Genomic DNA, 15,887 nt, shown 5'->3' on the forward strand with positions numbered 1-15,887 from the left:
AGCCCAACGGACCATAGTGATCGCCCGGCGCCAACGTACTGATGGCCGCCGCCGGCGTGGCAACGGAGGAGGAGAGCTGCGATGACGAGCGGTAATCTGATTCCGACTGCCGTCCTCAAGCGCAAGGCCGTCGTCTATGTGCGTCAATTCACTCAGGCGCAGGTCCAGCTCAACCTTGAGAGCCAGCGTCGGCAGTATGAGCTTGTCGACGTCGCGCGGCGTTGGGGATTTCGCAAAATAGAGGTGATCGACGAGGATCTGGGACGAACCGCAAGCGGGGCTGTGGAGCGTCCCGGTTTCGAGCGCCTAGTCGACGATCTGTGCACCGGCCATGTGGGCGCCGTGCTTTGCCTGGAGGCGTCCCGCCTGTCGCGCAACGAGCCGGACTGGCATCGGCTGCTCGAGTTGTGCGGCGAAGTCGATGCACGCGTGATCGATCTGGACGGAGTCTACGATCCGGGATTGCCGAACGACCGCCTGCTGCTGGGTATGAAGGGCAGCATCAGCGAGTTCGAGCTCGGCGTGCTGCGTGCCCGCATGTACGAGGCCGCCCGCGCCAAGGCACAGCGCGGAGAACTGCGCATCTCCGTGCCCTTCGGCTATGTCTGGCACCGCGATCACGGTCTCGGGTTCGATCCCGACATGCGCCTGCAGGAGACCATTCACCTGATATTCGCGCGCTTCCGCGAACTCGGCAGCGCGCGCCAGGTCCTGATCTCGATGATCGACGATGGCGTGCATTCCCCAGACCCTCCGACGGCAAGAAGATGGTGTCCTTCGACTGGGTTCCGATCCGCTACCGCAACGTGATCTCGATCCTGAAGAACCCATTCTACGCCGGCGCCTATGTCTATGGTAAAAGCGAGAAGCGCACTGAGATCGTCGATGGCCGCGTTCGCAAGAGCTAGGCCATTACAAGCCGGCTAGCGAGTGGGCGGTGGTGCTCAAGGACCATCACGAAGGCTACATCGGATGGAGCGAGTACGAACGAAACCAGGAACTGCTCGCGGCCAACGCTTATGGCAAAGCCGGCGGCGTCAAGTCGGGCCGCGGCGGTCGCGCGCTGCTCCCGGGTCTCATCTCCTGTGGTCGATGCGGGCGAAGACTGGTTGTCATGTATGCCGGACGCGGCCAAGGTTATCCGGTATATCGCTGCGAGCGCGGCAACCTCATGATGGCACAGGCGCGATGCATGTCGTTCAACGACTTTCGCACCGAGGCGGCGGTGGCCCGCGAAGCGCTGGAGGCGGTTGCGCCGATGGCGATCGAAGCGGCGTTGGAGGCTGAACGGATGCAGCTGGAGAGCGAAGCCAAGCGGCGGCAGATGATCGAGATGGACCTGCAGCAGGCGCGCTATGAGGCATCGCTCGCCGAGCGGCGCTATGCCGCTTGCGACCTGGAGAACCGGCTTATTGCGGCCCAGCTCGAGAGGAGTTGGGAAGCCACGCTCAGGCGCGTGGAGACCTGCGAGGCCCGGCTGAGCGAAGTCCAGTGTGTGGAGCCTGTCGACGCGGTTCCGGACTTCACGGGCCTCGCCCAGGATCTCGAAGCCACCTGGAATGCGCCGGGTGTCGACATGCGCTGTCGTCAGCAACTGCTGCGCGCGCTCATCAAGGACATCGTGGCGGATGTCGATGACGATGCGCGCGACGTGATCTTGACCACCCACTGGCATGGAGGCCAGCACTCGCAGGTACGGGTTCGCAAGCCCAAATCCGGAGAGCATGGCCAGCGTACGCCTGAGGAGGCTCTGGCGATCATGCGATCCATGGCAACCCGGTGGTCGGATGCCGAAATCGCTGCCACACTCAATCGCATGGGCATGCAGACCGGTCAGGGAAAGACCTGGACCGCGCGTCGCGTCCAATCGCTGCGCACGGTGCACAAGATCAGCGGCTATCGCTCTTCCGACAAGAATGGCGAGTGGCTCACCATGTCGGATGCGGCCGCGAAGCTCGGCGTGTCGCACGTCAAAATCCGCCGGTTCATCAGGGATGGCCTCTTGCCGGCCGAGCAAGTCATGCGCGGCGCGCCCTACCAGATCCGCGCCAGCGACCTCGAAAACGAACGGATCAAGGCCGATTTGGCGCGCAATACTCCGCGTCGCATCCACGACGACAACCAGGAATCGCTGTTTTCCGCCATTTGAAAGGAGGTGCATAATGAATCAGTCTTCGCGATCGGACGGATCGAGCGTTCGACGGTGTTGCTGTCGATCTCGATGCGGCCGTCGTCAAGGAAGCGCGAGAGGCCTTCCCAGCGCGAGAGCGTGTAGCGGATCGCCTCGGCGAGCTTTGTCTTCTGGCTGATCAGCCCGAGCTTTTCGCGAAGCCATGGTTCGAGTTCGACGACGATCGGGCGGCTCCTGTCCTGGCGCACGACACGGCGCTGCTCGGCCGATCGTCCACGGACGTCGTCTTCGACGCGATAGAGTTCCGCGATCCGTCTCAGCGCCTCGCTGGCGATTGGCGCGGGACCGGCCGCGGCGAGCTCGTAGAAGCGCCGGCGCACATGTGCCCAGCAGAAGGCGAGCGTCACGCCGCTCTTGTCGGCGAGCACGCGATAGCCGCCATAGCCGTCGACCTGCAGGATTCCGGCAAAGCCCACCAGATGAGCGATCGGACGCTCGGCCTTCCGGTCCGGCGCATAGACATAGGCGACGCCCGGCGGATCGCTCCCCTCCCATGGTCGGTCATCGCGGGAATAGGCCCAGAGTTGACCTGTCTTGGTCTTGCCGCGGCCGGGATCGAGCACTGGCGCGGTCGTCTCGTCGGCGAAGAGTTTTGGCGAGGACTTCAGCTTGCCAAGCAGCCGCTCATGCACCGGACGCAGATGCCAGGCGGCGCGGCCGACCCAGTCGGCGAGCGTGGACCGGTCGAGATTGATGCCCTGCCGGGCATAGATCTGCGCCTGACGATAGAGCGGCAGGTGGTCAGCATATTTTGAGACCAGCACCTGGGCGACCGTCGCCTCGGTCGGCAGGCCGCCCTCGATCAGCCGGGCGGGCGCCGGAGCCTGAACCATTACATCCTTACAGGCGCGGCAGGCATATTTGGGCCGGCGCACGACGATCACGCGCAGCTGCGCCGGAACGATGTCGAGCCGCTCGCTCATGTCCTCGCCGATCCGATGCAAGCCATTGCGGCAGCACGGGCAGGCATGATCCTCGATGTCGACGACCATCTCCACGCGCGGCAGATGGGGTGGCAGCCCGCCGCGGTTCGCCCTGCGCTTGGCGACAGGCGCCTGACGTTCGCCAAGAGCGGTCTGTGCCTGCTCTTCGTCACCGGCGGCCTCGATCTGTTCGGCCTCTTCGAGCCCCAGCAGCAATTGATCCTCGGGGAGCGTCTCGGCACGCCGGCCGAAGCGATGACGCTGCAATTCCTTGATGATCTGAATCAGACGGCATTCTCGACGTCGCGCGCCAGGAGGAAGCTGGTCAGCCGTCATCGCCATGAGCGGATCAGACCATATTCGCCGACAGTCCGCGACAGCGGAATCCAGGCTGATTCACTTCGTCGCGGGTCAGCCCGCCTGGGCTGGAACGCGAGTCCGGCGCGCCTCGTGGACTCGCCGCCAGTCGAGACCTTCGAGCGAAGGCCTACAGGAATATCCCTGTTGGTGAGTCCGACGAAATCGGGCGAGCTGGTCCGGGTTCTGGCCACATCATCCGCTTTACGGGCGATCCTTCCGCCTGATCCGCCGAGTGGCGCATGGAGGTGGCAACTTTCCACGATCATATGAAGTCGAGCATCGTGATGGATCAACATTGCTGATCGCGGTGGCAGCAACGCAGAAGTATGTAGATGACGCGAATCAGACTAAATTGAGCGTCGAGGCGGTTCGGGATCTTGTCGCGATGGCGGAATGTCTCGAAGGTCATGACCATAGACCCCAAGAGCCTGTGGGCGACGCTGTCACCAGCTTTGCGGCGTCAAATCCTCGACGACGTCGCCGCGGTTCTGGCGGAGGTGTCCCGTGAAGTCCGAACTGGTCAAGCCAACCCATCTACCTTCATCTTGACCTCAAGTTCCGTGACCGCGCCGCCTCGCCAGACAATGCCATACCCCGTGCGCAATGATCTCGGCGGGATTCATTGCTTCCGTTCCCAGTGTATATGCTGACCCGGATGTTCCGCGCTCAGCGTCTCCTCGATGTTGTTCTCCACCCAATCCACCAGCTTCGGGTATTTGGCCTGCCATTGGCGATCCATTGCGCCAGGTCGCGCTTGACCTCGGCTAGGTCGCGCCGGTCATAGAACCATCTGAGCTCCATCAGGCAGTCGTCATCGACCTTGCGCGGCACATAATTGAGCGCGCTTCTGAGGAAGTGCACGTAACAAGCGTTGCCAGACTGCCTCGGGCAGGACTTCCCGGATCGCTGCCCTGAGCCCCGGATGGTCGTCGGAGACGACAAACTCGACGCCGGCGAGCCCGCGCTACTTGTCACGAACGCGCGCCGTCGAATGGCTTTCACGGTTGGCCAGCTCGACACCGAGCACCTGGCGCCGGCCCTCCCAGTCGACCCCGATCGCCACCAGCACCGCCTGGCTGGCGATCACGCCGGCCTCGCGCGCCCGCTCGTAGCGCGTCCAAAATGAGATAGGGATAAGGTTCGGCAAGCCGCTGCTCAAAGAACGCCTTCAGCGCCTCATCCAGCCGCGCCGTCGCCTGGCTCACCGTCGAGGCCGAGGAATGGCCGCACAGCTCCTCGGTGATCGCCTTGACCTTCCGGGTCGACACGCCTTGCACGTACATCTCGACCAGCGCCGACACCAATGCCTTCTCCGAGCGCTGATAACGCTCAAACAACTCCGTCGAGAACCGGCCGGTCCGATCCTGCGGAACCCGAAGCTCCAGCACGCCAACCCGCGTCACAAGCTTGCGTTCGTAATAGCCGGACCGGTAACCAACCGCTCCGTCGTCCGCTCGCCTTTCTCGGCCCCGATCGCCTCCGTCATCTCGGCTTCCAAAGCCTCCTGCACCACAGTCTGCAATACCTTGCGAAAGCCATCCTCATCCGACAACAGAAACGCTTTCAACTCGCCTCTGCTCAGTCTAACTTCTCGATTGGTCATGGCACTTACCCTTCCACGGGAATCGGTGATCGCAACGTCACCAGCGTGCCATGGCCGCCTCGCCTCAGGGCAAGGCTGTTCTCTCTCCAGAGCTTTTTGCAGAACCTCAGGACACTATCTGAATGCGGACAGTACTGCGAACGGTACCGTCGCCTTAAGTCGGCGTGAAGGTTGGCGTCGTGGGTAGCGTCATGACCGAACGTCCTGCCGACCCCGCAACTCAATCTCTACAAGCGCCATCGCTTTCCGGCTGAAATCATCAGCCCTGCGGTGTAGCTCTGCTTCCGCTTTCCGCTCAGCCTTCGCCATATCGAGGACATGCTCGCCGTTCGCGGCATCGCGTCTCCTTCCAGACCTTGGGCGAATGGCAGGCAAGTTCGGAGCCGCATATGTCCGCCAGATCCGACGGATGTTCAAAGGCGCCTTTGCCGACAAATGGCACCTCGATGAGATGGTCGTTTCCATCAAGGGCAGGAAACACTATCTGTGGCGAGCGGTCGATGCAAACGCCCATGTTCTCGACGCCCTTGTGCAAGCCGAAGAGACCGTAAAGCTGCGCCGAGGCTGCTGCGAAAGCTGCTCAAGCAACATGGCATCGCGCCACGCGTCATGATTACAGACAAGCTTCGTTCATACGGCGCGGCAAAGAACGAACTCATGCGGTCAACACGATCCGGACCCGTTGCCCACTCATCGGCAGATCGGCGAGACGCCGCTCGTAACGGCTGTGGACTCGATCGGTGGCCGTCCGCAACCCGGACAGATCGCCGTCTGCGCCCGCGGACGCGCCGAAATCAGCAAGCCCACCGCGTCCAACGCGGTCGCCTCGACGACGAACCCGCGCGGGACAAACCCTGACGTGGGGAGCATTTGGCCCATGCTGTTGATTCTCCTCATTGAATCAACGTGAGCGACACCGCGATTTCACCAAAAGTGAGTCCGAGGCAAATTGGACGTCGGTCCGGCGTCAGTTTTGGAAGCCGTTTGACACATCAATCCGCTGATAGCTTTACAGTGCCAGTTTGAGGTCGTTATTGCGACGGGTGGTTACGTCTGCATATTCGATCATACAGGTCGCCGAACGTCGACGCCTCAATTATATCCTCCAATTGCGGCGATCTCCAGCAGTCGCTTTTCTCCAATTGGGCTTGGAGTTCTGCTGCGATAAGGCTGTCTCCACCAACATCAAAGAAGTTATCGCTCCAGCCTATTTCTTTGTCGCCCATAAGATTCCTGACTTCATCAATGAAAAAGCTCCTCGGATCTGTCAAAACGTTATCCTTTCCGGCTTCGACTTCTTCTTTTGGCAGAGATATTTTCTCTTCATCTGTCTGCCCGACTGGCGTCGTGAACACTTCCTCCCCTTTGCGGCTCGCGCTCCCCGGGCTGCCGCGGAACCGCAGGCTGATCGTCCGGCCAGCATCGGTGACCGTCGAATGAGTACGTTGGAAGGGGAATGCGACGCCGAGTACCGAACGGTTCCAATTGATCACTTGCCCGTTTCCAATCCACCGCAACACCTGCGGCCCACAGTGCCCCAAGGCATTCCAGAAGGACATGGCGGTCAGTGGACGCTTCATCGTTCTCGTCGCGCGCGGCTGGGACAATCGATGGAATTCGGGTCTTGCGATCCTCCGGGTTGATCGCCCCATGTGCGAAACGTGCCAGATTGCGCGACGGGCCAAGGTCAATGAGTGCAGTTACACCAGCCGCGACCATAGTCTGGATAGAGCGATCGAATCGGATAGTCTCAGTCGCGTGCCCACTCCAGTGGCTCTCCGGCAAGGGTACTTTCACGTCATGCAGAGATCCTGAATTCAGAGCTATGGCGACATTCGGCAGACCCTTTTCGAGCTTGCGGACCTGCGCGTCGATGATGTCAGTCGCTCGTTTCATCAGCGGAGAATGGCTGGGGACACCAGCTGAATTAAGGAGGTTGTTGGGGATCTGTCGCTGTTCGAGACTTTCCTGAAACCTTTCCAGAAGTTCCCGCTTGCCGGTGAACACGACGCCGGTATTTGAGTTCACGACACCGACGCCGATCTCGCCAGCTTCAGCTCGATCACGCCAGTCGTCCTCCGTGAGAATACGCTCAGCCCCGTCTGGGCCGCATCCGGCCGCAAGCATAGCACCGTCGACACCAAGATTCGTCATCGCGCGGCTCCGAACGACCGTCAACCCAACAGCATCTTCTAGTTTTAGAATGCCCGCTAGGGTGGCCACGACGCATTCGCTCATGCTGTGTCCGACAAGATAACCGGGCCGCACTCCAAACAGTTCTAGCAAATGCGCCATGGCGTATTGCACGGCGAAAATCATGACATTGATTTCTTCGAAGGAAGCCGTCCGGTATGCGTCGTCTTCCCCAAACATGACCGTCTCCAGGTCACGATCAAGAACCCGGCGACTAGCGGCGGCACAAGCCAGAAAAGCATTGCGAAAGTCTGGCACGTGATCAAAGAGTTCCTTGAACATGCGCGTGTGCTGCACTCCGCAGCCCGGCACCATGAACCCAATCGACGGCGAGGAAAGGGCCCGATCAGCCGCACGATCCCCCTCTTCTTCTAACTTGGCGATGGCCATGTCCAAGTTGCGCGCCACAACGACGGTTCGATGATCGAATTGGCACCTCGCCACGCGCAGCGTGTGGGCGACGTCACCGAGATCGATATCGCGGTTGCGCCGCAGGAACACGGCTAGATTCCGGCAGGCCCGGCGTAGCGCCGAGGGTGTCTTTGCCGATAGGCAAAGGGCGTGAGATCCCCGCGAGACCGATCCGGGCCAAGCCCTGGCGTTGTCACTGTTCCATTCCTGCAGCACGACATGGCAGTTGGTTCCGCCGATACCGAGGCATGTGGCTCCGGCAGTTCGGAGACGTCCCTGCGGACGGGGCCAGGGTCTGAGCTGCTCATTGACGAAGAAGGGCGTGTCTTCCAAACCGAGATCTTCGTTCAGCCGGTTGATTTTGATGGTCGCGGGGATTACTCCATGCTGAAGGGTAAGAACTGTCTTGATAAAGCTCGCGACCCCTGCGGCGATGTTGGCATGGCCGATATTCGGTTTAATGGACCCCAGCGCACAGGCATTGCCCGTTTTCTCTTGCCCCGCGAAAACCTCTGCCAGAGCGCGAACCTCGATCGGGTCGCCGATCTTGGTGCCAGTCCCATGAGTTTCGATATATTCCACATCTTCAGGGCCGAGCGCCGCAGAGGCAAGTGCTAGACGCACAACTTCGGCCTGGCCTCGCGCGCTAGGCGCCGAGAAGGACGATTTGGCGCGGCCATCGTTGTTAATGGCACATCCTTTTACCACCGCGTGGATCGGGTCGTTCGCCGCAAGCGCGTCTTCAAGGCGCTTGAGAACGACGACCCCTAGGCCATCTCCGAGCACAGTGCCACTGGCATCGGCATCAAAGGCTCGGCACACGCCGTCCGAAGAATTAATGAAGCCCTTGACAAACTGATACCCCGCTTGAGGAAAGGTGATACTCGAGGCGCCTGCCAGCGCCATGTCGCAATTGCCGGCCGCGAGCGACTGCGCGGCGACCGCGATCGCCACTAACCCAGTTGAGCATGAGGTTTGCACCGCAATGCTTGGGCCGTTAAGGTTCAGCATGTAGGACACGCGCGAGGCAAGGTAATCCTTCTCGTTGCCGAGCTCCGTCAGGAAAGCTAGCGGCGCGTTGGTGGGATCGCTGAGGCCGCCCTTCAAATGGTGCAGTAGATAGAGTGGGGAAGAAGAACCTGCGAACACTCCGGTCCGGCCTTCATGCTGGGTCGGCGCATACCCGGCCGACTCAAGTGCCTTCCAGCAGCACTCGAGAAACAGGCGATGCTGCGGGTCCATTAACGTTGCCTCACGCCTCGAAAGGTTCCAGAAATCCGGATCGAAAAGGTCCACATCGTTGAGATGCGCGCCCACGCGCACATAATCGGAGCGCTTCAGGACAGCCTCCGGAATGCCGCGGGCCTTAAGCTCCTGCTCGGAGAGCGGGGCGATCGAGCAGACTCCTTGGCAGAGGTTTTCCCACAGTGCATCGACTGTTTCCGCGCCGGGGAAACGCGCGGCCATACCAATCACCGCAATGTCCATACCGGGGCCGCGTCGCCCTTCGAGCGCCTTACTCTGCGCCCTGCCCGTCGGGACTGGCGGTGTTTTGGAGAGCTTCCGGTTTTGGGGACGTTCCTGCTCGCCGCCGCGCTTGCGGAGAAGAGCCACGAGTTCTTTAAAGGTCGGGTTGAGGAAGACCTCCACTACGCGGAGGTCCACCTTCAGACTTTTGCGAAGTTGCGTGCAGAGACGCGCAGCCAGGAGGGAGTGTCCGCCGCAGTCGAAAAAGTTGTCGCCCGGATCGGCAGCCTCAGCCGGGAGGAGGTCGCGCCAAGCTGCGAGAAGTGCCGATTCGACCTCGTCAGCACCTTTCACTGGGGGGCACGGCTCTTTCGCGAGGTCGCGGAGGCGCGACCGATCAAGTTTCCCGTTGGCCGCAATGGGCAATTCCGTCAAGGCAACGAACTCTGACGGCATCGCGTAGTGCGGCAGCTCAGACTTCAAATGCGCTCGCAACGCAGCCTCCCAGCCCTTGCACCCGTTGCGCAAGACTACATAGGCGATCAGTCGATCAGGCTGGCCGGTCGTCGCATCGAGCTCCGGCAACACGGCGGCGGAGCAGACTCCGGAGTACCGAAGCAAAGCAGCTTCAATCGACCCGGGCACGACGCTAAAACCTCGGATTTTCACCATGAAAGCGCAGCGCCCGATAATCTCCAGTTGGCCACCGGGCAGCAGGCGGCCAAGATCGCCGGTGCGGAACATCGTGCCACCAGCTCGGAACGGGTCCGGAAAGAACCTTTCCCGTGTCATCTCCGGGCTGTCGAGATATCCATGAGCCAAGACATCGCCGCCGACGAAGACTTCGCCCAAGAAGCCCAGTGGGACGGGATCGCGTTGCTCCCCGAGGATATAGACACTGACGTTGTGCTGAGGCGGACCGACCGGCACGACCTTTTGTAGTTTCGCAGGATCGATCTCGCTCAAGTCAATATGTGTAACATCATGTGCCTCCATTGCGCCGTAGTAATTGATGATTCTGACGTGGGGCAGCGCATCTCTCACACCCGCAAGCAACGCTGCTGTTAACACCTCGCCTGATAAATAAATCAATCGGAGATCCGGAAGGCGGGAGGGGACGTCAAGCAAGCCGCTGCTGAGAACCACATCCAACAGTGAAGGGGTCAGCAATATTCTCGAAATTCGATTTCGTTCCAGGTAGTCGACCAGCTGGTGCGGATCGTAGATAACGTCGTCAGGGATCAGATAGGCTGGAATCCCGGCGAGGATTGGGCGCATTATCTCCAAGAAGATATTGACCGCCTCCCGCTCATCAGGCGCATATGGCAGCGCGCAATAGCGCCACTGGTAAGAGGATACAGCGCTTCGGTGAGGGCAGACGACCCCTTTTTGTTCGCCAGTCGTGCCAGACGAGAATCCAATCTGGGCCGGCGCATCGAGATCCACCGCGTGCGGATTGGCCGGACTGGCCTTGCCGAGTTGTGCTTCCCAACCCTCGTCCAGCGACAGCGCAATACCAGACCAGTCAGGCGGAAGCTTAGCTGCGAAACGGTTGTTGGTGATAACGATTTCAACACATGCTTTTTCAAGTATCCGCAGTAGCGCAACCATGGGCTGCGCCTTGTCAAGCCTGACGTAAGCAGCCCCTGTCTTAAGGATACCGAACATCGCGACGGCGTATTCAGGTGAAGTATCCATCAAGATACCGACGCGCGAACCTTGGCTCTGACCATGTCCGAGGAGGTGCCTGGACAGAACCTCGCTCAGGTCGTCGAGCTCACGATATGTCATGGTCGCAGCCTCTGACACGACGGCGGGACTGTCGGGGGTGAGAGCCGCTTGTTTGCGGAATTGCTCATGCAGCGTTAGGTTAGTATAGGGGAAGACCTCGCCGTGTTGGATGGAAGCTGGAAGTTGTCCCTTCACCTCGCCAACTTCGCGTAGTAGGCTAGACACCACCTCCTCTGTCATGGAATGGGTGAAAAAGTGATCGCTATCAAACATAATCCGGGCGAAGCGCGACGTTGTAAGCCGACGCCATTCGTCTAGGTCATCGGCATTGATCATTTCGTCTTGAACTCCCCCCATCGCGGTGATTGCCGCGCCGAGAGGCCTTGGTAAGTTCCGGTCGTAGGTCTCCACAAGTTCGAAGTCGGCCCGCAGCGGTGGCAAAATGAAGTCCTGTAGGAGTACCTCATTTGCCAGCGCTTCTTTGGGGACCATGCCAAGGATACGGATCACATCGGTTAACTTGTCGTCCGTGTATCTATACATGGGCGGCTCATCCGGGGGCAGATCCGCCGACGGGTGAGCAGACACGACAACATGGAAGGGAGATGGCCGACCGGCCTTCTCCAGGGAGCGGGCAATCTCGTAGGCCACGAGGGCACCTGCACTATGACCGAAGAAAACAAAAGGCATACCGCTGTACGCCTGGAGCGCCTCAATGACCATGGGTACCAGTACGTCCATGCTGCGGATGGCGGTCTCCGCTGACCGTTTGCCGCGCCCGGGAAGATCCAGGCAAATAAGCTCAACGTCGTCGGGGAGATATTCAGACCAATTACGGAATGACTGTATACTGCCACCTCCATGAGGGAAACAAATTATCCGATACGACGGATCAAGTGAACTCTTTACGACGCTAAGCAGCGGTTTGGCTTTACCAGGAATTTGTTCCATATCTCAAACTACTCCATTAAGATTCCGCCCGAAATAACCATCTCTAAGCGGATGTTATTGATTTGCACATATTCTTGTCTGATGTATATCTTTCTGCATAGACATGTGGAACGAAGTAATTTGCATACTATTCCTCAAGGAAGGCCCACAGTTTATACGCCGCAGCGCAGTGACGTATTCTGTAGATATCGCACCTAATCTACAAAGTATCTGGCCGCCCGCATAGCCGTTGCGAGCGCTCACGATAACGAAACCGTTCTAGTGCGGCTTCCTCAAGTGCGGTCTGTCTATCCAGGTTCGTGACAGCTCCTCCCATAGGCAGGATGGGTGTGAAAGGGGTGGGGCGCGGTCTCGTGGCTGAAGGCACAACCTGCACCTCGCCGCTATGCGGGCTTTGGCTATCGAACAGGCCAACGCACCCAGAGTCTGCGCTATTGCCCCCATCATCGAAGACCATGACGCATTCGAGTTCGTAGGGCTTCTCGATGATCAGGCGGCTGACGTGGGTTCGGTCGCCAGACAAAAACTCGAATGAGCGTATCCGAAAGTCGCTCAGCGGGACGTATTCTAGCGGAAACATATTTCCACCCCTCGGGTTGATCCCGTCCGACGGGATCAGGGAGGATTCTTTGACTGGCTGATGCCGGTCTTGCATCGAAGTTCTCCAGTGTAAGCCGTCAACGTTCCTCAAGATACGGGAGGAACTGGCCGAAACGGAATGGTTCAAATGTCAACAGAACCATAACAGCAGCACGAGGCAATCAAAAGGTGGTTTTTGCGAACTTTACGTTACATTGCGTAAAGCTATTTAGCTACATTCGTTATTTTCATAGTATTTTTGAAAAGACTAGACAGGTAGGCTTAATAATTATTCTCAAAATATTGTTCTATCCAACATTGTATTTTAAACGAATATACCTCGAACGGCTCCATTCAAGCTTCCGACCATCTGTGCGTTAGATTAGCATGGCTATAGACGTGGGGAGGTAGATGATGAAGTAGCGTCTCGCCAGCGACTGTCAGCCGTGTTCTGCGCCGGTTGGGCTTGAACAAGCTGAGCGTCTTGGAGCCGGAGCCCGTGCGCCGCTATGAACGGGAGCATCCGGGCGAACTCATCCATCTCGACATCAAGAAGCTCGGCCGGATCGGCTCCGTGGGACACCGCATCACTTGACGGCAAACTGGCGTGGTCAGCCGCCACCTCGGCATCGGCTGGGACTTCGTCCATGTCTGCATCGAGGATGCTTCGCGTGTCGCTTTCGTCCAGGTCATACCCGATGAGCGCAAGGGGAGCGCTGTCGCCATCGAGCGGGTGATGACCGGTAACGCTCCTGCTACCGGTCAAAGTCTTTCCGGGCAGCCTGCAAAAGTCTTGGTCTGCGTCAGATCTTCACCAAGCCCTACACTCCCAGGACCAACGGGAAAGCTGAACGCCTCAATCCGACAAGCTTGCGCGAATGGGCCTGCGCTCGCGCCTACAACACCTCGGAGGAGCGCAACGCCGAACTGCCACGATGGCTTCACCGCTGTAGTTGGCATAGACCGCATGGCAGTATCGGCTCAAAAACACCCATCAGCCGACTCGGCCTGACCGAGGACAAGCTATTGAGGCTCCACAGCTATCTCAGGCGCGCGTCACCATCGCCCTGTGGCGCGCCGACTACTACAACCGCGCGGCCGCACTCCCAAATCGGCTGGCAGACACCGGCCGAGTTCGCCACCACCTTCAATCCGCGACGGCCGCGCTGCGCTATACCAAAGGCTCTGCGCCAGCGCCCGTCGCTTCACCCGCCCAGCAGGGCACAACCCGCGCCGGAAACGAACTCAAAACTTGATAGAAACTGGGGGCAACGTCAGGTGAGTTGGCAGCAACGCGCTGCGCCGGCTCGAGGAGCATCTGGTCTGCCATCTCATTGACAGAAGCTCGAACTATTTCAGGATCACGCCGGCGGGGAGACACTCTACGAGGAATGTATGGCAATGTTCGAGATCGTCGCGGGACTGCCGGAACTCCGGCCACGTCGACATGGCTTTCGCCAGCCATGTCGAATGCCCCTTCCTCGATACTTTCCTTGCCGACTTCCACAAGACCCATCCGCGCATCACCTTTTGCACCACGGTTTCGTCCAGCAGGTCCGCCGCTGAAGCCGTGCTCAACAATGAAGCCGCCCTCGGCATTTTTCTCACGCAGGAAAAGCTCGACGACCTGGAATACACAGCGCTCTATAACGAACATTTCGGCTTCTTCTGCGGACCAAGCCACCCGCTCTTCCAACGACGGATTATTGGTTTCGATGGACTGAGGGGGCTCGACTATGTTTCCTTTACTACCGACGAGCTTTCAGGAGCTCTTCACCGCCGCCGTCTTCGCGACCCTTGTGGGCGCTGGTGGAAAGTCCTGAGATTTTTCACCAGATTTTCCTGCTCCCCGACGCGCTGTTTGTAAATATCATTCGGTTGCAACGCTGCCAGCGAAATTGATGCGCCGACCAACGAGGCGAATCAAATAGACTGTTTCAATTACCGCGAGCCTTTTTCGTGCCAGGAGAGCCCCCCCGCGGCACTCACGGGCCCGATCGGCGCCGAACTGCGTCGCGCGCCAGCGCCATAGGCTCGCGCAATGATACCCATCCAATTTTTCTATTTGCGCGGCGCACGCCCGCGGGCAACGATCCGGAAGTCGAGCCGCGCCGCAGGTGAAAACATGCCGGCTGCGGCGACAGACGGAGATTTTCATGCGGCGAGTAAAGCGGCTACCCGGCAACGATCCGACCTGCGGATGGCTAAGCCAGTTGCCCGAGCGGTCGACACGTCCGACGTTGAACGGCACGCAAAAGGCGGATTGGGTGGTGGTGGGCGGCGGCTACACGGGCATGGCCGCGGCGCGGCAACTCGCGACGCTCAAATCCCACGAGCGCATCATCCTCCTGGAGGCCAACCGCGTGGGAGAAGGTGCAAGCGCGCGCAACTCCGGTTTCCTTGTTGATGCGACTCTCAACGAAGGGACGGGCACGGTGTCTGACGTCGAGGTCTTCCGGCAAAAATACAGACTCGCCCTCGCCGCCATCGCGGAAGTCAAATCCTCGTCGACGGGTACGGCATCGATTGCGACTGGGATGCGTGCGGAAAACTCTATGGCGCCCGCGACCCGCGCTACCTCGACAGGCTTGAGAACTTTGCACGCCTCCTAGGCGAACTCGGCATCGCCAACGAGGTCCTGACCGGGACAAGGCTTCGCGATCACATCGGCACCGGCTTCTACACGACTGCCGTATGGACGAAGATGAGCGTTATGCTGCAGCCCGCCAAACTCGCGCGAGCCTTTTCCGACAATTTGCCGCCATCGATCACGGCCTACGAGAACACGCCTGTCATCGCATGGCAGTCCAGCAATGGCGGGTATCGACTGAAGACGCCTTCCGGCGAGGTCGTCGCGCGCAACGTCATCATGGCAGTCAATGGATTCATGCCCGAAGTCGGTATTCGCCAGGACCGCAGCTTCGCCCTGCAGCTTACGGCGAGCATGAGCCGTCCCTGACGGACGGCGAATACGCAGCGAGCAGTGCGCCCAAGCCGCATGGCCTTCTGTCTGCCGATGCCATCGGAGCGACGATCCGGCTGACACGCGACCAGCGCATCCTCGTCCGGAACACCTGCGAAGTACCGCGGCGCATGTCACTGGATCCCACGGCGCTTGTCCGCCGAAAGGCTGATCATGCCCGCACCCTCACGAAGCGGTTTCCGGCGCTAAGCCCACAAGTTTTCACCCATTCCTGGTCGGGCATCGTCTGCCTGAGTACGAATGGGCATCATGTATTCGGCAAGGTAGCCGACGGACTGTTCGTTGCCGGATGCTACAACGCCAACGGGCTTGGCCTTGCCAATCTCCTGGGGCGTGAAGTTGCCAACCTCGCCGCCCGTCAGGACAGCGAATGGATACCGCTGATCGAACAGCGCAGCCGACCACAGCGCTTGCCGCCGCAGCCGCTGCTCGGCTGGGGCGCACGCCTGCGCCTCGCCCGCGACCGTTTCCTCGCACGCAGCGAAGCGTGAGAAA

The 15,887-nt window shown here is 59.8% G+C and carries 5 protein-coding genes and 6 pseudogenes; 6 read left to right on the top strand and 5 right to left on the bottom strand.

Annotated features, from left to right (window positions below; translation table 11 throughout):
• The first annotated feature begins 81 nt into the window (after positions 1 to 81).
• Positions 82 to 2,149 (top strand): annotated as a pseudogene (locus ACZ89F_RS25380) (recombinase family protein).
• 20 nt (positions 2,150 to 2,169) lie between these two features.
• Here ACZ89F_RS25380 and tnpC read toward each other — a convergent pair.
• From tnpC to ACZ89F_RS25395, 3 genes and pseudogenes are all read right to left on the bottom strand, one after another.
• Positions 2,170 to 3,443, bottom strand: a pseudogene (gene tnpC, locus ACZ89F_RS25385) (IS66 family transposase); the annotation flags it as partial.
• Between the two features lie 697 nt (positions 3,444 to 4,140).
• The gene (locus tag ACZ89F_RS25390; RefSeq protein ID WP_476094740.1) at positions 4,141 to 4,335 is read right to left on the bottom strand and encodes a transposase; all 195 of its coding nucleotides are present in this window, start codon (positions 4,333 to 4,335) and stop codon (positions 4,141 to 4,143) included.
• Positions 4,286 to 5,077, bottom strand: a pseudogene (locus ACZ89F_RS25395) (IS256 family transposase). The gene ACZ89F_RS25390 and the pseudogene ACZ89F_RS25395 overlap by 50 nt, the downstream one beginning before the upstream one ends.
• A gap of 204 nt (positions 5,078 to 5,281) precedes the next feature.
• Here ACZ89F_RS25395 and ACZ89F_RS25400 point away from each other — a divergent pair.
• Positions 5,282 to 5,935: pseudogene (locus tag ACZ89F_RS25400) on the top strand (IS6 family transposase).
• Positions 5,936 to 6,108: 173 nt separating this feature from the next.
• Here the strand turns inward: ACZ89F_RS25400 and ACZ89F_RS25405 are convergent.
• Positions 6,109 to 6,432: an acyl carrier protein gene (locus ACZ89F_RS25405; RefSeq protein ID WP_476094741.1), complete on the bottom strand. Its 324-nt coding sequence runs from the start codon at positions 6,430 to 6,432 to the stop codon at positions 6,109 to 6,111.
• Positions 6,401 to 11,830, bottom strand: coding sequence for an alpha/beta fold hydrolase (locus tag ACZ89F_RS25410; protein WP_476094743.1), 5,430 nt, complete (start codon positions 11,828 to 11,830; stop codon positions 6,401 to 6,403). The genes ACZ89F_RS25405 and ACZ89F_RS25410 overlap by 32 nt, the downstream gene beginning before the upstream one ends.
• A 1,003-nt stretch (positions 11,831 to 12,833) precedes the next feature.
• Here ACZ89F_RS25410 and ACZ89F_RS25415 point away from each other — a divergent pair.
• From ACZ89F_RS25415 to ACZ89F_RS25430, 4 genes and pseudogenes are all read left to right on the top strand, one after another.
• Positions 12,834 to 13,450, top strand: a pseudogene (locus ACZ89F_RS25415) (integrase core domain-containing protein); the annotation flags it as partial.
• Between the two features lie 319 nt (positions 13,451 to 13,769).
• On the top strand, positions 13,770 to 14,276 hold the full coding sequence (locus tag ACZ89F_RS25420; RefSeq protein ID WP_476097376.1) for a substrate-binding domain-containing protein: 507 nt from the start codon (positions 13,770 to 13,772) through the stop codon (positions 14,274 to 14,276).
• 427 nt (positions 14,277 to 14,703) lie between these two features.
• A pseudogene (locus ACZ89F_RS25425) lies at positions 14,704 to 15,368 on the top strand (NAD(P)/FAD-dependent oxidoreductase).
• Positions 15,365 to 15,883, top strand: coding sequence for an FAD-dependent oxidoreductase (locus tag ACZ89F_RS25430; RefSeq protein WP_476097377.1), 519 nt, complete (start codon positions 15,365 to 15,367; stop codon positions 15,881 to 15,883). The pseudogene ACZ89F_RS25425 and the gene ACZ89F_RS25430 overlap by 4 nt, the downstream one beginning before the upstream one ends.
• The last annotated feature ends 4 nt before the right edge of the window (positions 15,884 to 15,887 follow it).

The organism is Mesorhizobium sp. USDA 3734 (genome assembly GCF_056279665.1).

What these genes read in the sequence shown, in the direction of transcription:
- ACZ89F_RS25410 (WP_476094743.1), bottom strand. Translation starts at nt 11,830, where the DNA reads ATGGAACAAATTCCTGGTAAAGCCAAACCGCTGCTTAGCGTCGTAAAG.